The sequence below is a fragment of the Sorangium sp. So ce185 genome (assembly GCF_051526825.1).
Taxonomy (GTDB): domain Bacteria; phylum Myxococcota_A; class Polyangia; order Polyangiales; family Polyangiaceae; genus Sorangium; species Sorangium cellulosum_D.
This window is the reverse complement of record NZ_CP150316.1, coordinates 11,426,935-11,443,876: the sequence shown is the minus strand read 5'-3', so window position 1 is coordinate 11,443,876 and position 16,942 is coordinate 11,426,935. Positions and strand designations below refer to the sequence as shown.

Annotated in this window: 13 protein-coding genes; 10 read left to right on the top strand and 3 right to left on the bottom strand. The window is 73.8% G+C overall.

Annotation, left to right across the window (positions count from 1 at the left end):
* Window positions 1-100: 100 nt before the first annotated feature.
* Complete coding sequence (locus tag WMF26_RS42190) at window positions 101-958, top strand: DUF434 domain-containing protein (protein WP_437997331.1); 858 nt, start codon at window positions 101-103, stop codon at window positions 956-958.
* 70 nt (window positions 959-1,028) lie between these two features.
* Here WMF26_RS42190 and WMF26_RS42185 read toward each other — a convergent pair whose 3' ends face one another.
* Window positions 1,029-1,976, bottom strand: a complete 948-nt coding sequence (locus tag WMF26_RS42185) for an NAD-dependent epimerase/dehydratase family protein (protein WP_061624326.1) — start codon at window positions 1,974-1,976, stop codon at window positions 1,029-1,031.
* Between the two features lie 347 nt (window positions 1,977-2,323).
* Here WMF26_RS42185 and WMF26_RS42180 point away from each other — a divergent pair, with 347 nt between their 5' ends.
* Together WMF26_RS42180 and cysK are read left to right on the top strand one after the other, a co-directional pair.
* On the top strand, window positions 2,324-3,394 hold the full coding sequence (locus WMF26_RS42180; protein ID WP_437333756.1) for a sulfate/molybdate ABC transporter ATP-binding protein: 1,071 nt from the start codon (window positions 2,324-2,326) through the stop codon (window positions 3,392-3,394).
* Between the two features lie 58 nt (window positions 3,395-3,452).
* The gene (gene cysK, locus WMF26_RS42175; protein WP_061624327.1) at window positions 3,453-4,409 is read left to right on the top strand and encodes a cysteine synthase A; all 957 of its coding nucleotides are present in this window, start codon (window positions 3,453-3,455) and stop codon (window positions 4,407-4,409) included.
* Here the strand turns inward: cysK and WMF26_RS42170 are convergent.
* Window positions 4,406-5,158, bottom strand: a complete 753-nt coding sequence (locus WMF26_RS42170) for a hypothetical protein (RefSeq protein WP_437997330.1) — start codon at window positions 5,156-5,158, stop codon at window positions 4,406-4,408. The genes cysK and WMF26_RS42170 overlap by 4 nt on opposite strands.
* Window positions 5,159-5,393: 235 nt before the next feature.
* Complete coding sequence (locus WMF26_RS42165) at window positions 5,394-5,939, bottom strand: hypothetical protein (protein ID WP_437997329.1); 546 nt, start codon at window positions 5,937-5,939, stop codon at window positions 5,394-5,396.
* A 275-nt stretch (window positions 5,940-6,214) separates the two neighbouring features.
* Between WMF26_RS42165 and WMF26_RS42160 the strand changes: the two genes are divergently transcribed.
* The 7 genes from WMF26_RS42160 (at window position 6,215) to WMF26_RS42130 (ending at window position 16,921) form a co-directional block, all read left to right on the top strand.
* Window positions 6,215-7,279 carry an AAA family ATPase gene (locus WMF26_RS42160; RefSeq protein ID WP_129579426.1) on the top strand — a complete coding sequence of 355 codons (1,065 nt, stop codon included), beginning with the start codon at window positions 6,215-6,217 and terminating at the stop codon, window positions 7,277-7,279.
* Complete coding sequence (locus tag WMF26_RS42155; protein ID WP_437997328.1) at window positions 7,276-9,402, top strand: hypothetical protein; 2,127 nt, start codon at window positions 7,276-7,278, stop codon at window positions 9,400-9,402. Before WMF26_RS42160 ends, WMF26_RS42155 begins: the two co-directional genes overlap by 4 nt.
* Complete coding sequence (locus WMF26_RS42150) at window positions 9,399-10,595, top strand: ABC transporter ATP-binding protein (protein ID WP_437997327.1); 1,197 nt, start codon at window positions 9,399-9,401, stop codon at window positions 10,593-10,595. Before WMF26_RS42155 ends, WMF26_RS42150 begins: the two co-directional genes overlap by 4 nt.
* Window positions 10,592-12,340 carry an ABC transporter permease gene (locus WMF26_RS42145; RefSeq protein WP_437997326.1) on the top strand — a complete coding sequence of 583 codons (1,749 nt, stop codon included), beginning with the start codon at window positions 10,592-10,594 and terminating at the stop codon, window positions 12,338-12,340. The genes WMF26_RS42150 and WMF26_RS42145 overlap by 4 nt, the downstream gene beginning before the upstream one ends.
* Before the next feature lie 229 nt (window positions 12,341-12,569).
* Window positions 12,570-13,820: a serine/threonine-protein kinase gene (locus WMF26_RS42140; protein WP_437997325.1), complete on the top strand. Its 1,251-nt coding sequence runs from the start codon at window positions 12,570-12,572 to the stop codon at window positions 13,818-13,820.
* Window positions 13,821-14,727: 907 nt separating this feature from the next.
* On the top strand, window positions 14,728-15,918 hold the full coding sequence (locus tag WMF26_RS42135; RefSeq protein ID WP_437997324.1) for a hypothetical protein: 1,191 nt from the start codon (window positions 14,728-14,730) through the stop codon (window positions 15,916-15,918).
* Between the two features lie 55 nt (window positions 15,919-15,973).
* Window positions 15,974-16,921, top strand: a complete 948-nt coding sequence (locus WMF26_RS42130; protein ID WP_437997323.1) for a PEGA domain-containing protein — start codon at window positions 15,974-15,976, stop codon at window positions 16,919-16,921.
* Window positions 16,922-16,942 lie beyond the last annotated feature (21 nt).

Below are 16,942 nucleotides of genomic sequence, written 5' to 3'. Positions count from 1 at the left end.
GAAGGGGAAACGAGGCCAGGGGCGAGCGATCGTGGCCTCGTTGGATCCGTGCTTGCTGGGCACCACAACCGAGCCTCCAACGCACGCGGCGGTGAAACGAATGGCGGACGAACGACACGACCCGACGACAGGCGAGACGACCGGCGAGCCAGCGCCCCGCGGCGGCCACCCCGACGACCCGCGGCTCTTCGGCCCCGAGGCCGTCGCGAAGCTGCGCGCCGCGTTCGAGGAGGTGACGTGGCTCCTCGGCCGCGGCTATCCGCTGCGCACCGCGATCCGGACCGTCGGCGACCACCACCAGCTCGCCGCCCGCCAGCGCCTCGCGCTGCAACGGTCCGCCTGCTCGGACGCGCAATGCGCGTCGCGCCTCGCGCGCCGGGCGCCCGCGTCGTCGCTCCGGGGCGCGGAGGCGAGCATCGACGGCTTCAACCTGATCATCACCCTGGAGGTGGCCCTCTCGGGCGGCCTGCTCCTGCGCGGCCCGGAGGGGGCGCTCCGCGACCTCGCGGGCCTCCGCGGCAGCTACGCGCCGATCGCGGAGACCGACGCGGCCATCGATCGCCTCGGCGCCGCGCTGTCCGGCGCCGGCGCGGCGCGCGCGCGCTTCCTCCTCGACGCCGCCGTCCCCAGCTCGGGCAAGCTGCGCGCGCGGATCCTCGAGCGCCTCGCCGGCGGCCCCTTCGCGCTCGAGGCGACGCTCGTCCCCGATCCCGACCGCCTGCTCGTCGGGGCGGCGGGCGTGATCTCGTCCGACAGCGTCGTCCTCGATCGCTGCGCGCAGTGGATCGACCTCGCGAGCGAGATCCTGGCCGCGCGCGCGCCGGCGGCGCGCCTCGTCGACCTCGCCGGCGGCGGTGTCGACGTCGCCGACGGCGGCGTCGACGTCGCCGACGGCGGCGTCGACCTCGCCCCCGGCGGCGTCGATCCCGTTCCCCGTGGAGGAGCGTCCGGCTCCTGAACGGCGCAGGAACCCGGGGCCCCGAGCGCGCGGTCACCCCCGGCCCCCGGCTGCGCGGGGCCCCGCCGCGCTACCGGGCGAGCCCGAGCCGCCGCGACTGCCACGCCACCTGGGCGGCGAGCCCCTCGCGCAGGGGCACCCGGGGCACATAGCGGAGCGCCGCCCGCGCCGCCGCCGTGTCGGCCCAGGTGTGCCGGACGTCGCCGGCCTGCGGCTCGCCCCGCTCCACGCGCACCGGCCCGGCGAGCTCCCCGAGCAGCCGGAGCGCCTCGTTCAGGCTCACCCGCGAGCCGCCGCCGATGTTGAACACGCCGACCGCGCCGCCCTCCATGGCCTCGACGTTGGCCTGCACGACGTCGCTCACGTACGTGAAATCGCGCGTCTGCTCGCCGTCGCCGTGCACGCGGACCGTCTCGCCCTGCAGCACGGCGGCGATGAACCGGTGGAACGCCATGTCGGGCCGCTGCCCGGGCCCGTACACCGTGAAGTACCGGAGCGAGACCGTGGGCAGGCCGAAGTTGCGCCGGTACAGCTCGCAGAGGTTCTCGGCGGCGAGCTTCGTCACCCCGTAGGGCGAATGCGGTGCGGTCCGGCTGGATTCGTGCATGGGCACGTCGTCCGCGTCGCCGTACACGGAGGAGGACGAGGCGTAGACGAGCTTGCGCACCTGGCCGTGCGCCCTCGCCGCCTCCAGCAGCCGCTGCGTCGCCAGCACGTTGTCGCGCAGGTAGCCCTCGAAGCTCTGCCCCCAGCTCGGGCGCACGCCGGCCTGCGCCGCCTGGTGGAAGACCACCTCGCACGTCGAGAGGAGCGGGCGCAGATCGGCGGTCGCGAGATCGGCCGTCGACAGAGAGAAGCGCGGCTCGCCGAGCAGCCGGGCCAGGTTCCCTTCCTTGATCTCGCGGCCGTAATAGTCGGTGAAGCGGTCCACCCCGAGCACCTCATGCCCGAGCTCGATCAACCGCTCCGCCAGGTGGGCGCCGATGAATCCGGCCACCCCAGTCACCAGACAACGCATCCGCCTCCCGTCCTGGTCCCGCCGCGCCGCGCGGCCCGCCGTCCTCGTCGTGCTGCCGCCCTGCGGCCTCCGTCCCGGTCCTGCCGCGTCGCGGCGCGGCGATGCTAGCACTTCGACCTGTCCCGTGGACCGGCACCCGCCGGCAGCCGCCCGCGCGCCCGCCGCCCGGCGAGCTCCAGGAGAAGGCGCGCGATCCGCGGGCTTCTTGCAAAAATACCCACCTTTCCGATGTATCTTCTGAATCCGGTTGCGCCTCCCGGTTCGGCGGGCGACGCTGAGCCGCGCTCGGGCGCCCTGGTTTTTTCTGTCCGAGGCGCGCGGGACGGGCAGAAGGTTAGCTGTCGCTTATGGGAATCGTTGTCGAGCAGCTCACGAAGCGGTTCGGTCCGAACAAGGTCGTCGACGACGTCTCGTTCGAGATCGAGAGCGGCGCCCTGGTCGCGCTGCTGGGGCCGAGCGGAGGGGGCAAGAGCACCGTCCTGCGCATCATCGCCGGGCTCGAGAGCCCCGACTCCGGCGAGGTGATCCTGAACGGGAAGAACGCGACGCACACCCGGGTGCAGGAGCGGAACATCGGCTTCGTGTTCCAGAGCTACGCCCTGTTCCGGCACATGACCGTGCGCGACAACATCGCCTTCGGCCTCACGATCCGGAAGCGGCCCCGGAAGGAGATCGAGGCCACGGTCGACGAGCTCCTCGGCCTCGTGCAGCTCGAGGGGCTCGGCGGCCGGTACCCGCACGAGCTGTCCGGCGGCCAGCGGCAGCGGGTCGCGCTGGCGCGCGCGCTCGCCCCGGGGTCGTCGCTGCTCCTGCTCGACGAGCCGTTCGGGGCGCTCGACGCCAAGGTGCGCCTCGAGCTGCGCGAGTGGATCCGCAGGCTCCACAAGGAGCGCGGGATCACGAGCGTCTTCGTCACCCACGACCAGGAAGAGGCGATGGACCTCGCCGATCGGGTCATCGTGCTGCACAAGGGGCGGGTCGAGCAGATCGGCACGCCCGAGGAGATCTACGACCGGCCGGCGACCGAGTTCGTGGCGAGCTTCGTCGGGTCGATCAACGTGCTCAAGGGGGAGGTCCGCGACGGCCAGGCCGCGCTCGGGACCCTCGCGGTGCACGCGCCCCCCGGGACGGGCGACGGCGCGAGCGTGCGCGCCTTCGTGCGGCCGCACGACATCGAGCTCCACACCCGGATCGACTCGTCGAGCTCACCCAGCGCCGACGACGCCAGCGTGGCGCGCGTCGAGCGGCTGTCGCGGGTCGGATGGATGGTCAAGGCGGAGCTCCGCCTCTCCGACGGCCAGCCGCTCTCCGTCGAGCTGACCAAGGACCGCGTCGCCGAGCTCGCCCTGTCCGAGGGGGACCGGGTGCTTGTAAATCTCCGAGACGCCAAGATCTTCGTGCAAGATTACTCCATCTAGCCACCTGGCCGGCGCTTCCGCCTGGCCCCGGGGGCCAGCCAACACGGAGGGCGGGCACGTGGGTTCAATCTTCGACAACATCGCGGCGACGATCGGGCGCACCCCCCTCGTTCGCCTGAGCTCTGCGGGCAAGGGGCTGCGTGCCGAGCTGATCGGCAAGGTCGAGAGCCGGAACCCCGGCGGCAGCGTCAAGGATCGCATCGGCCTCGCGATGATCGAGGACGCCGAGCGGCGGGGCAAGCTGACCCGCGGGAGCGTCCTCGTCGAGCCGACGAGCGGCAACACGGGCCTCGCGCTGGCGATGCTCGCCGCGGCCAAGGGCTACCGGCTGATCCTCACGATGCCCGAGTCGATGAGCCCGGAGCGGATCGCGCTGCTCCGGGCGTTCGGGGTCGAGGTGCTGCTCACGCCCGGGTCCTTGATGGTGCAGGCCGTCGCGCGGGCGCGGCAGATCGTGGAGGAGACGCCGGGCGCGGTGATGCTCCAGCAGTTCGAGAACCCGGCGAACCCCGCCGCGCACCGGATGACGACCGCGCGCGAGATCTGGGAGGACACGGACGGGGCGGTCGACGTCGTCGTCGCCGGCGTGGGGACCGGCGGGACGATCACCGGCGTGGGCGAGGTGCTCAAGGAGAAGAAGCCGGGCGTGAAGATGATCGCGGTCGAGCCGAAGAACGCCGCCGTGCTGAGCGGCGGCCGCGTGGGGGCGCACCTCATCCAGGGCATCGGCGCGGGCTTCGTCCCGAAGATCCTCCGGCGCGAGCTCATCGACGAGGTGGTGCCCGTGACCGAGGACGAGTCCTTCGAAGCCGCCCGCCGGCTCGCCAAGACCGAGGGGATCCTCGTCGGCATCTCCGGCGGCGCGGCGATGGCGGCGGCGCTCTCGATCGCGGCGCGCGACGAGATGCAGGGCAAGAAGATCGTGGTGATCCTGCCCGACGGCGGCGAGCGGTACGTCACCTCGCCGCTCTTCAAGGAGCTCGTCGGCTGCGCCCGGGGGCCCGCGAAGGGCTAGGGGAGGCAGCCGCACATCGGGTCGCCTTCCCTGCAGACGCACTCCGCCTTCTTGGGCGCCGGCTGCGCCTGGGGCCGCGCGACCTTGCCCTGGAGGGCGTCCCGGTCGCGCTTCGCCGCGAGGAGCTTGCGCTCGAGCTCCGCCTTCTCCGCCTCGCTCCGCACCGTCTGGTACGCGAGCGTGAGCTCGCCGATCTGCCGCTCGCTCGCGGCGAGGTCGCTCTCGAGCGCCGCGAGCCGCTGCTCGTACGCGGCGCGCGCGGCGGTCTGCTCGGCGAGCGCCTGCTCGGCCTCCGGCTGGATCTTGCCGAAGTAGACGCCGAGCGTCGCGGCGAGCGCGGCGACGAAGAGCGCGCTCCCCCCCGCGATGAGCCGCACGAGGCGCCGCTTCTGGGCGTCGCCCGCGAGGGCCGCGAGCCTGCGCTCGTGCTCGCGCTGCTTCTCCAGGGCCTCGACGCGGGCGCGCTGCTCGGCCTCGACGCGGGCCTTCTCGACGGCCGCCGCCCGGATCCCCTCGAGCCGCGCCGCCTCCTCGCGCGCGAGCTCCTCCTCGCGGCGGGCCCGCTCCTCCTCGGCCCGGAGGCGCGCCTCCTGCTCCGCCAGGGCGCGCCGCTCGAGCGCGCGCCGGGCCTCCTGCGCCGCGAGCGCGCGCCGGCGCGCGGCCTCCTCCTCCTCGCGCACGCGCTGCTTCTCGAGGCTCATGAGCTGCTTGAGCGAGAAAAGAACAGAGCTCTCCTGGATCTCGGCCATGACGGATCGACCTCCTTGCCCGCGCCGGGGTGCGGCGCACGGCGCGCGACGTGGAACGCGCCGCCGGCGGATGGAGTCCACCCCTCCGGCATCGCTCCTCGCGCGTGGTGCGCTCGCGGTTCTCAACGTTCGACCGAGCGAGGAGACGGAAGCTTGGATGGTTCAGGGGACGTCCAGAGGACGAACCGGGGGGGCGCTGCGGAGCCTGGAGAAGGAGGGCGGCGCGGCGGCGCGATCACTCGACGCGGACGGCGACGATGACCTTCATCCACACGCCCTCGGGCGGGATCTTCTTCGTGAGATCGACCTCGCCGAACCAGTCGACGTGCACCGTGTAACCGCCGTTCTCCTCGTCCGGATAGAAGAACTTCCGGATGTCGCCGTGATACTTGCGATCCAGCGGGACGATGCGCTCGCCGGCGGGCATCGGCGCCTTCTTGGCGATCAAGGTCGCTTCGCCGTCGACGACGGCCTGGGCCGTGATGCTCTTGATGAACGTCAGGTCGGGCACGTTGTCGTCGCGCGCCTCGAGCCGGATGAACCTGAGCTCGGCGCCGTCGACGGAATTCGGGTCCTGCGAGATGGAGACCTCGCTCCATCCGGAGAAGGTCGACTGCGAGGTCGGCTTGACGAGGAACTTGGTCTCCGCCTCATGCTCGCCGGCTATCGTGGCGCAGGCGCTCGCGCCGAGCGCCAGAGTCGCGGTGAGCGCCGCGCCGGCGCGCGCGGAGAGACAGAGCGAGGCAACGGCACGGCGACAGGTCCGGATAAGCATGTTCATCCGTGAAAGATAGCATGGCGGCGTCCCTGGCCGAGGCGATCGACCGGTCGTTTCCGTGCGTTACGTGCGTCCGCGGCGCCTCCGGAGGGGCGCTCCGCGCTGCGTGCTCCGGCGCGGCCTCGTCGCTCTCGGTTCGACACGAGATGCCGAGTCTTCTCGGCGGCGCCTCGGCGCGGCCCGCGGGCCGCGGCGCCGTCACGCCGCGGCCCGCGCGCTGCGGCGCCGATCGACGCCCGGCGCGCGGCCGGCTATGGTCGTGCCCCGAGGGCGACCGGATGGCGGCGGAATCAGGCGCAGGTATTGACGGAGCGGAGGGATCGGCCCCCGCCTCCTTCGAGGCGAGGCTCGAGCTCGCGCAGCAGACGAGCGCGCGGCTGCGCGAGGCGATCGGGCAGGCCGTCGTCGGCCAGGGCGACGTCATCGAGCAGACGCTCTGGGGGATCATCGCGGGAGGGCACGTCCTCCTGGAAGGGGCGCCCGGGCTCGGCAAGACGCTCCTCGTCAGGACCATCGCCAGCTGCCTCGATCTCAGGTTCTCCCGCATCCAGTTCACCCCGGATCTCATGCCGAGCGACGTGATCGGGACGAACGTGCTCGTCACCGCGGAAGGCGGCTCGCGCCACTTCGCGCTGCACAAGGGGCCGATCTTCGGGCAGGTGATCCTCGCCGACGAGATCAACCGGGCGACGCCGAAGACGCAGAGCGCGCTGCTCGAGGCCATGCAGGAGCACGCGTGCACCATCGCGGGCGCGCGGCACGCGATGGAGGAGCCGTTCTTCGTGCTCGCCACCGAGAACCCGATCGAGATGGAGGGGACGTACCCGCTGCCGGAGGCGCAGCTCGATCGGTTCCTGCTCAAGGTGCTCGTGCCGAGCCCGACCGAGGACGAGCTGACCGAGATCCTCGCCCGGACCACGGGGCACGACCGCGGCCCGCCGCCGCGGGTGCTCACCCGCGACGACGTGCTCTCGCTGCGCTCGCTCTGCCGCGACGTCGCGGTCGCCGAGCCCGTGATGCGGTACGCGTCGCGGCTGACGCGGGCGAGCGATCCGGCCGCCGAGGGGGCGCCCGAGATCGTGCGCAGGGCGCTCCGGTTCGGCGCCGGCGTGCGCGGCGCGCAGTCGCTCGTGCTGGCCGCGAAGGCGGTGGCGTTGCTCCAGGGCAGGGCGCACGTCGCCTTCGCCGACGTGCAGCGGGTCGCGAAGCCGGTGCTCCGCCACCGCATGATCCGGTCCTTCGAGGGCGAGGCGGAGGGGATCACGACGGATCAGGTGATCGCCGCGCTCCTCGCCGCGGTCGAGCCGCGGCCCGAGCCCGTGGCGCAGGCGATCCGGCGATGAGGCGCGGCGACGAGGCGCGGGAGCCGGCGCTCCGGATCGCGACGTCGAGGGGCGCGCGGGGCGCGGCCGGCGCGGCGTGGCTCGCGGCGCTCCTCGCCGCGGGGCCTGCGTCCGGGCAAGCGCCGAGCGCGCCGGAGCTCGTCGTGGACGCGGCGCCGGTGTTCGGGACGAGCGGCGCGATCCCCTGGGGGTGGAACCAGGTCGTCGTTCGCATCCAGAACCGCGGCGGCAAGGCGGCGAGGGGCGAGGTCGAGGTCGAGTCGAAGCGCTACTCCGAGCAGCGCGTGTTCGTCGCGTCGGCGCCGTACACCGTCGCTGCGGGCGAGTCGGTCCACGTGCGCGTGCCCGTGCAGGTCGCGCCCTTCGGCGACGTGCAGGTGCGCGCGCTCGACGAGGGCGGCGCGACCGTGTCCTCGCACGCGCTCTCGTCGACCTCGCAGCGCGCGGTGGTGCTCTTCGACGTCAGCGAGACGTCGCTCCTCCGCGCGGGCCTGCACGAGGCGCCGGTCGCGCCGCTGTACACGCCGAGCGGCCGCGGGCCCGGGTCGTCGCCGGCCGCGGTCCTGTGGGTCGGGCAGCCGCGCTACGACGGCGCGACCGGCGATCCGCTGCTGCCCGATCGGGCGGCCCTGTACAGCGCGGCGGACGCGGTGCTCATGCGCACCGACACGCTCTCGATGTTGAACGGCGCCGAGCTCGACGCGCTCGCCGGCTACGTGCTCTCCGGCGGCACGCTGGCGCTCGCGGTCGGGCGCCCCGAGGCGCTGCGGCACCCGACGCTCGCGGCGCTCGTCGGCGGTGAGGTCTCGAGGGCGGGCGTCGCGCCGCCGACCCTCGAGGAGATCGTGCCGCCCGGCGCGCCCAGCGGCTTCGGCAAGCAGGGCAACCCGCTCCTGCCCGCGCCGAGCGCGAGCCCCGAGGTGGCCGAGGCGCTCGCCGGCTGGTCGGGCGGGAACCTGCGGGCGAGCCCGTATGGCAGCTCGGCGTTCTACGGCCTCGGTGAGGTGCACGTGCTCGCGTTCGACCCGACGCAAAAGCCCGCGGCCGGCGACCCGTGGGTGAAGATCCGGATGGCCGATCTCGCGCGCCGCGCCCACGACCGCCGCTCCACCGTCGCGTTCCGCCCGGGCGAGGAGGCGATGGGCCTCGATCTGGACCCGGTGCGGCGCGAGCTCGATCCGAACGAGGGCGCGCGCTGGGCGATCGGGGTCTCGGCGCTCTTGCTCTGCATCTACGCGGTGCTCGCCGGCCCGATCAACTTCTCGCGCGCCGCGCGGCAGGGGCGGCCGCTCCGCGCGCTCCGTCACCTGCCCGTGTACGCGGCGGTGACGTTCGCGGCGATCGTCGGCGTGGGCGTGCTCGCGAAGGGCGTGCGCGGCAGGGCGCGGCACCTCACGCTGATCGAGGCGGGGGCCGGCATGACGAAGGGGGCGGTGCGCCGGTTCCGCGGCTTCTTCGTGGCCAGCTCGGAGGAGCTCACCGTCCGCACGACCGACGCGAGCAGCGTCATCAGCACGGCGGTGCTCGCCGAGCTCTCGGAGCGGCGCGACCGGCTCCTCGTGGACCGCGACGGGGCCCGGCTGACGAAGGTCGCCGCGCTCCCGTGGCAGACGGTGATCGTGCGCGAAGACGGCGTCGCGCCGCTCGGGGACGGCATCGCGATCGTCGCCGAGCCGAGCGGCGACGTGGTCGTGAGCAACCGGAGCGGCCGCGATCTCCGGGGCGGCGTCCTGTGGCTGCCCGAGGGGGCGGCCCGCTACTTCGCCCGCGTCCGGGACGGGGAGAAGGTCTCGTCGCGCGCGGGGGTCGATCTCGCGGCGCGGGCCGAGGGGCAGGGGTGGCTGTCGCACGTGAGCTTCGGCCGGCGGGTGGGCGGCATCGACATCCACGACCTCGGCGGGAGCCTGCTGGTCCCCCTGCTCGAGCCCGACGCGCCGGGGCTCGGCGCCGCGTGGCTCGCGATCGAGGAGGCGGCCGGCGACGCGGTCGACTGGTTCCCGGCGGGCGTGCCCGTCCTGCTCGGGCAGCTCGACGGCGGCGAGGGGCGCGCGGTCGACTCCGGGCTCGGGATCGAGAGCGACCGCGTGCTCGTGCGGATCGTCGGCTACGGAGGCCAGCCGTGAGCGCGTCCGGCGGCGCCCCGCCCCCCGCGGCGCGGATCGAGCGGCCTGCGCCGACGATCCGCGTCCGCCACCTCTCGCATCGCTTCGGCGCGCTCGACGTGCTCCGGGACGTCTCCTTCGACGTCGGCCCCGGCGAGATCTTCGGCTTCATCGGTCCGAACGGCGCGGGCAAGACGACGACGATCCGGGTCATGGCGACCTTGCTCGAGCCGATGGCGGGGCGGGTCGAGATCGACGGGGTCGACGTCACGATCGACCCGGCGGCGGTCCGCCGCAGCATCGGCTACATGCCGGATCACGCGGGCGTCTACGACCGGATCACGGTGCGCGAGTACCTCGAGTTCTTCGCGGACGCGTTCCGCGTGCCGTCGCTCGACGTTGTCGACGCGGTCCTGGAGCTGACCGACCTCGGCAAGATCCAGGACCGGATCGTGGCCACGATGTCGAAGGGCATGAAGCAGCGCCTCCAGCTCGGGAGGATCCTGCTGCACGATCCCAAGGTCCTCATCCTGGACGAGCCGGCGAGCGATCTCGATCCGCGCGCGCGCATCGAGATCCGCGACCTCTTGCTCGAGCTCCGCAGCCTGGGGAAGACGATCTTCCTCTCCTCGCACATCCTCACGGAGCTCTCCGACGTGTGCACGTCGATCGGCATCCTCGAGAGGGGCCGCCTCGTCGTCGCCGGGCCTATCGGCGAGATCGCGGCGCGCCTCGAGGCGCTGCGCGCCGCGCAGGCGCACGGGCACGCGCCGCCGCGCCACGCCGCCGCGCCGGGCGCGCACCCGGCAGAGGCGCGCCACGCGCCCGCGCACGGGCCCGGGGATCCGGCCGCCGTCGGGCCGCAGCAGGCCGAAGGTCCGCCGCCCGGGTACGGCCCGCACCCGCCCCACGCCGCGGGGCCGGGGCAGGCGGCGGCCTACCCGGGGCTGTCGCCGCTCTCCCGGCGCAAGGTCAAGGTGCGGGTCCTCGGCGATCCCGAGGCCGCGGCCTACCTGCTGCGGGGCGGCCCCGGGATCACCGACATCGAGATCGTCGCGGGCGCCGTGCACGTCGGCTACGTGGGCAACGACGTGAAGATCGCCGAGATCGTGCAGCACCTCGTGCGGAGCGGCATCGGCGTGATCGGGGTCGAGCCGGAGCGCAACGAGCTCGAGAGGATCTTCCTCGAGGTCACGCAAGGAGAGGTGCAGTGAGCGCGCAGACTGGCTCATCGCCGCCCGCCGGCCCGGCGTCGCAGCGGCTCGTCGATCGGGCGCGCCACCGCGTGGCCCGCCTCCTCGGCGAGCCGAACCCGATCTGGATCCGCGAGCTCAAGCAGGCCGCGCGGCTCGCCCGCACGCCGATCATCCTCCTCGTGCTCGCCGTGATGATGACGCTGCTCGTGGCGTCGATCGGCGGCATGGTGTCGCAGGACATCGCGCCCGCGAAGGCGGGCGTGATCCTGTTCCAGGTCTTCTTCTCGCTGGCGTTCTTCGTGGTGGCGCTGGTCGGGCCGGCGGTCGCCGCGAACAGCATCGCGTCGGAGCGCGAGGGCCGCACCTGGGAGGCGGTACTCCTGACGGGCATCCCGCCCGGCGAGATCGCGCGCGGCAAGTTCCTCGCCGCCTACACGGCGATCTCGATGTACGTGGTCATGCTCGCGCCGGTCGGGGCGCTGCCGTTCCTGTTCGGCGGGATCACTGCGATGGAGGTGGTGATCGCCTTCCTGTTCCTCTTCCTCATCGCGCTGCTCAGCGTCGCCTTCGGCCTCGCGATCAGCTCGAAGATGGCGAGCCTCCGCGCGGCGATCCTCGTCACGCTGCTGCTCGCGTTCCCCCTGTCGATCTGCTTGTTCATGGCGGGGGGCACGGGGCTCTCGTACGCGGCCCACCTCGCCTGGCCGGAGGTGCCCGACGGCCCGCCCATCTGGCTCCCGGTCGCGTACCAGCGCGTCCCGTTCGGCGTCGACTACGCGCTCTTCCTGGTCCTCCTGCCGCTCGCGGCGGTGGTCGTCCCCGCGTGGTTCCTCTACCAGGTGACCGTCGCGAACCTCACGAGCGAGAGCGACGATCGCTCCTCGGGCCTGAAGACGTGGTTCGCGGTCTGCACGCCGGTGGTCGCCGCCGCCGCGGCGGTGCCGGCGTTCTCGGTGGACCCGTCCGATCGCCTGGCCGCGATCCTCGCGGGCCTGTGCGCGACGCTCTCGTACCTGACCTTCTGCGTGTTCCTCTTCGCCGGCGATCCGGTCGGCCCATCGCGCCGCGTCGAGGTGCACTGGGCCAGGAGCCGCGCCGGCCGGCTGCGTCGCTTCTTCGGCCCCGGCGTGGCTCGCGCGGCGTACCTCCTGCTCGCGGCCGGCGTCCCCGCCGTCGTCGCGCTCTGGGCCGTCGGGCACCAGCTGCTCCTCGGCGCGTCCGTCGGCGCGCCGGAGAGCCAGACGCGGCAGCTCCAGTACTTCGCCGTCTACGCGCTCGCCTTTTATGTGTTCCTGGTCGGGCTCGGCGCCTTTCTCCGCGCGCGGATCGCCGCGCCGATGGTTGCGCGGGTGCTGCTGCTGACGCTCCTCTTCTCGATCGCGGTCGGCCCGTGGATCGTCGCCGCCATCGCCGGCCTGATCACGGAGTTCAGCGCCAGCGAGAGCGCGCTCCTCGTCGCGGCCCCGTCGCCGTTCTACGCCTTCGTGATGGTCTCCAAGACCGCGCAGGGCGATCCGGGGCCGGTCGTGGTCGCCGGGCACGTGGCCGCCGCCGCCTGGGTCGCCGCGGGGCTCGGCCTGCTCGCCGCGGCGCGCGCGCGCTGCGCCGCCCTCCTCGCGCAGCGGGACGCGGCGCTCGCCGTGACGGACGCGCTCCTCGCCCAGGAAGACGAGGCCGCGCGCGCGGCCGAACAGGCAGTCCCGGCGCAAGCCGCCGCGCCGGAGCGCGCCGAGCCAGGGAGCGCCGCGGGCACCCTCGCCTGAGCGCATCGCCGCGGCGCGCGCTGAAATCGCATGTGTGAGTGGTGTTGTTTGGAAATTTGGATCGACTCGCGGGAATGCTTCATGATGCGCCTGCGCGCGGATCTGTCGAAATCTTGAGCGCTCCGGGAGGGCGTGTGAAAAGGGCGTTCGCGCTCGAGGTCCGGGAGCGAGAGGGGATCTCGATCCTCGCGTCGCGTGGCGACGGCGGTGCGACCTCGACCCGCGGAGGATGGCCTTGCCTTCGCACGACGATTGCCGGTGCTCGGCGTCTGAGCTGAGCGATACGCTGCTGTACGGAACGCCGTACCGGCCGGTGCGTCGGCTCGGGCGAGGCGGGATGGGGGAGGTGATCGAGGCCGCGCACGTGGGCCTCGACAAGCCCGTGGTGGTGAAGCTCCTGCACCGCGATCTGAACCGCGAGCCGCGGCTCGTGGAGCGGATGCGGGTCGAGGCGCAGTCGCTGGCGCGGCTCGCCCATCCCAACCTGGTGATGGTCACCGACTTCGGGCGGACGGCCGAGGGGCGGACGTTCCTCGTGATGGAGCGGCTCTACGGCCGGACGATGCGCGAGGAGCTCGCGGCGCGCGGCGCGCTGCCGGCGCTGGAGGCGCTCGATCTCGTGACACAGACGCTGGCCGGCCTCGCCGCGGCGCACGGGGCGGGCATCGTCCACCGCGACGTGAAGCTCGAGAACCTGTTCGTGTGCGACGCGGACGGGCGGGGGCGTCGCGTGGTGAAGGTGCTGGATTTCGGCATCGCGAAGGTGGTCGCTCCGCGCGGCGACGGCCGCGCGCCGGCGCCGTCGCTCTACCAGACCGAGGAGGGGGTGCTCGTCGGCACGCCGCGCTATCTCTCACCCGAGCAGGCGTGCGGGCTCGCCGTCGACGCCCGCACCGACGTGTATGCGGCCGGCGTGGTGCTCTACACGCTGCTCGCTGGCCGCGGCCCGTTCGAGCACGTGAAGCGCGTCCCCGATCTCGTGCGCGCCCACGCCAGCGAGGTGCCCGCGCCGCCGTCCTGCCACGCGCCGCGGCCGGTGCCGCCGGAGCTCGACCGCGCCGTCATGAGGGCGCTCGAGAAGCGCCCGGAGCTGCGCTTCCCGGATGCCGCGGCGTTCGCGGGCGAGCTGTCGCGCATCGCCGCGGCGCTCTCGGGAGGGGCGGGGCCGGCGCCGGCCTTGCCGGCGGGGGCGCGCTGGGAGAGCACGGCGCCGCTGACGGTGCCGCCGGTCCGCGCGCTGGTCGCACCGACGTTGAGCGCGACGGTGGAGGCGTTCGGCCTCACGGCGCCTGGCGTGGCGGAGCAGCCTGCCTCGGGACGTGCGCTGCCGCGCGCTCCGGAGGCGCGGAGGGGCGGGGCGAGGCGCGCGCGACGGCGCCCGGCGCGCGCGGAGTCCAGCGTGGCGGCGATGGTGATGCTGGTGGTGAGCGTGGTGCTGTTCGGCTTCGCCGTGGCGCTGCTGGTGAGCGTCGTGGGCTGACGGGCGGCCGCGACGCCGTTGCCGAGGTCGCGAGGAGCCTCACCGGGGGCGATGAAACCGGTACCATGCGGGGGTGGGATGGATGGGCAGCGCTGGCGCCGGCGGGAGGCTCAACCTGGGTGGGCCGGGGGCGGCTCAACCTCGGGGTCGGCTCAACCTGGGTGGGGTCAACCTGGGTGGGGGGCGGCTCAACCTGGGTGGGCCGGGGTCGGCTCAACCTGGGTCGAGCGCCGGCTCAACCTGGGTCGGGCGCCGCTCAACCTGGGTGGGGGGCGCCGGCTCAACCTGGGTCGGGCGCCGCTCAACCTGGGTGGGGGCGGCATGCCAGGTGCAAGGTGGATGCAATAAATCGAGGCTGCGGCATCGCAACAGACACGACAGCGTAGCCATGGACGTCTCCCGCAAATTCCAGGAAGGCAGCAGAAGGATGGCCAGCGTCAACTTCGCGCTCGGTCGACCCGCAGGGGCGCGCCTCGCCCGAGGCCACGTTCCGGGGCATCGGTACGCGGCCATCGAGCGGCTCCGTCACGCCCGCGACGGCGGAGGCTTCCGATCCAGGTGCATCCCTGGACGCTGTCGTTGTATCGCTGCGGAGGGGTCGTGATGCTTGGGTGCGTGGTGGCGACAGCTGGGTGGGGTATCTTCGGGGCTATGCCGTGGCCCCGCCCCCGAGCGAGCTCCGAGGTGTCGCACGCCGACCAGCGCACGTTCGACGCTGGCCCGCGGCGCACCCGCGCTGGCCGGAGCGCTGCCGCGGCGCCCGCCGCACCGTCGGCAGAGCAGCGGCCGAGGCCGCTCGCCTCGGGAGCACGCCCATGACAACGCGGAGCCTTGGACCGGGTGCTCGATGCGCCGCTGCCCACGCGGGGCAGCAGCGCGCCTTTTGCACGTGGCGAGAGGGGCAGGCATGACCAACAGGAACCCGAACAAGAGCTCGCCAGGGCAGCCGGCAGGTCAAGGCGCTGCGGGCGACGCCGCGCCGCCGCCGCAGCAGCAGCGCGGGTACGAGGCGCCGAGCTTCGCACCGCAGGAGCACCCCTCGCAGGCGCAGCAGCGGGCGCTTTCCCAGGATCCGCGCCGCAGGCCCGACGAGGCCGCGCCGGCCGCCGCCGCGCCGCCCGTCGAGCGAATGGTGCAGTGGGGCGAGCCCAGGCCGCGGCGCCGTCAGGATCGCGAAGCGGGGCCCAGCGACAAGCAGGTGTACGTTCCCCCGGTCACCTTGCCCCCGAACCGGGAGCACCAGGCGATGGACCTGCAGAAGATCCAGGTCGCGCCGTCGCTGCTGAAGGGCGTTGACGAACGGAACCGCCCGACGATGCGCCGGATCCCCGTGCACGGCATGCCGGGCCCCCCGCAGGCGGTCCCCGAGGGGCCAGGCAGCGCGCGCACCGGCGTGCGCACGGCCCGCGTGGGCGTGGGCAGCGGCGTCTGGCCCCCGCCCGAAGAGCCGACCCGCAAGCAGCGGCTGGCTCCGGCGCCCGCTCCCCAGCCCGCCGGCGCCGCGCCTCGAGCGGGCGTGCCACAGGCCGCCGCGCGCCCCGACGCCGCCGTGGCCGCCGCTGCCTCCGCGGCGGCGCTCGCGGCGCGCCGCCGCGCGGCCCCGCTGGGCCTGTTCGCGCTGCTCGTGTTTCTGGGCAGCGCGACCGTCGCGGGCTTCTGGGTGCTGTGGCGCGCCGCCAACCCCCCGGTCCCTCCAGACGCCCCGGTCGCCGACGACGGCCGCGCCCCGACCCCCGAGCCCGGCCTCGCGGCGCCCACGCCGAGCGCGATGCCCGAGCCGGCGCCGACGCCGCCTCCGGTGGCGACCGTTGAGCCGCCTCCCACGGCGGAGCCGGCCCCCGCCGCGTCGAACGCGCCGCCGACGTCGCCTGCCGCGGAGCCGAGCGCGTCGTCCGCCCCTTCCGGAGCGGTGGCCGCCCGCCCGTTCTCGCCGCGCCCTGCGGCGCAGGCGAAGCGTCCGCCCAGACCTGCCGCGCCGGAAGATGTCTACGAATCGTCGTCCGTGAGCCCTCCGCTCCCCCCACCGCTGCCGTCCGTGCCCTCTGCGTTGCCCACGACGCCCCCGGGGACGACCGCGCCCCCGCGCCCCTTCCCCTGAGGCGTCGCCCCCTCCGGAGTGCAATCCCCCGGCAGTCACCATGCGAAAGCCATTCTTGAAATACGCGCCACTGTTCCTCCTGTGTTCCATGGTCGTCCTGGCGCCGGGCGTCGCGACCGCGACCGGCAAAGCTCGGCTCACGCCCACCTCTCCGACCGACGCGCCGGGTGCGACATCGAGTGAGGGCGAGCGCGCCGCGCAGCTCTACCGCGAGGGGAACAGGTTCTACGACGAGGCGCGGTTCGTCGAGGCGGAGGCGCGCTATCAGGCGGCGTGGGACCTCCAGCAGAGCTTCGACGTCGCCGGCAATCTCGGGAACGTCGAGCTGGAGGTGAACCAGCCCCGCGAGGCGGCCGAGCACCTCCTGTACGCGCTCAACACGTTTCCCCTCGGCGAGAAGGAAGAGAAGAAGCGCTTCTTGGAGCAGCGGCTCGCCGAGGCCAAGGCGCACGTCGGCACGCTCCGCATCCGCGTGAACGTCGACGATGCCGAGGTGCTCATCGACGGCAAGCTCATCGGACACTCGCCCCTCGAGGCCCAGGTGTTCGTCGATCCCGGCAAGCACACCATCGAGGCGCGCCGCTCCGGCGCCCGGACGTCGACGTCACTGCTCGTGGCGAGGGGCTCGGACCAGAGCATCGCCTTGAGCCTCGACGCCGGCTCGAACCTCCCGCTGGTGGTCGCGGGCGGAGCGGTCGGGCTGCTCGGGGTCGCCTCGGGCGTGACCTTCGCGATCCTCTCCACCGCGAAGGGCAAGTCCGCCGCGGCGGAGCCGTCCCCGAGCCAGCGGCGCAGCGACCTGCGCGACGCCCAGACCACGTTCGCCAACCTCTCCTTCTGGAGCTTCATCGGCGGCGGCGTCGTGCTCGCCGGGACCGCCGTGTACGCGATCAGCACGTCGAGCCGCGCGCTGCCGGCCCCGCGGACCGGGCTCACCCGCATCCACGCCGTGCCCCTCGTCACCGCCGACGCGAAGGGCTTGCTGGTCGGCGCGAGCTTCTGACGGCGCGCACGCCGCGCCCGG

Bases quoted from the DNA above. Each gene is read 5' to 3' on its own strand.
- WMF26_RS42190 (WP_437997331.1), top strand. From the start codon at position 101: ATGGCGGACGAACGACACGACCCGACGACAGGCGAGACGACCGGCGAG.
- WMF26_RS42185 (WP_061624326.1), bottom strand. From the start codon at position 1,976: ATGCGTTGTCTGGTGACTGGGGTGGCCGGATTCATCGGCGCCCACCTG.
- WMF26_RS42180 (WP_437333756.1), top strand. From the start codon at position 2,324: ATGGGAATCGTTGTCGAGCAGCTCACGAAGCGGTTCGGTCCGAACAAG.
- WMF26_RS42170 (WP_437997330.1), bottom strand. From the start codon at position 5,158: ATGGCCGAGATCCAGGAGAGCTCTGTTCTTTTCTCGCTCAAGCAGCTC.
- WMF26_RS42165 (WP_437997329.1), bottom strand. From the start codon at position 5,939: ATGAACATGCTTATCCGGACCTGTCGCCGTGCCGTTGCCTCGCTCTGT.
- WMF26_RS42160 (WP_129579426.1), top strand. From the start codon at position 6,215: ATGGCGGCGGAATCAGGCGCAGGTATTGACGGAGCGGAGGGATCGGCC.
- WMF26_RS42155 (WP_437997328.1), top strand. From the start codon at position 7,276: ATGAGGCGCGGCGACGAGGCGCGGGAGCCGGCGCTCCGGATCGCGACG.
- WMF26_RS42140 (WP_437997325.1), top strand. From the start codon at position 12,570: ATGGCCTTGCCTTCGCACGACGATTGCCGGTGCTCGGCGTCTGAGCTG.
- WMF26_RS42135 (WP_437997324.1), top strand. From the start codon at position 14,728: ATGACCAACAGGAACCCGAACAAGAGCTCGCCAGGGCAGCCGGCAGGT.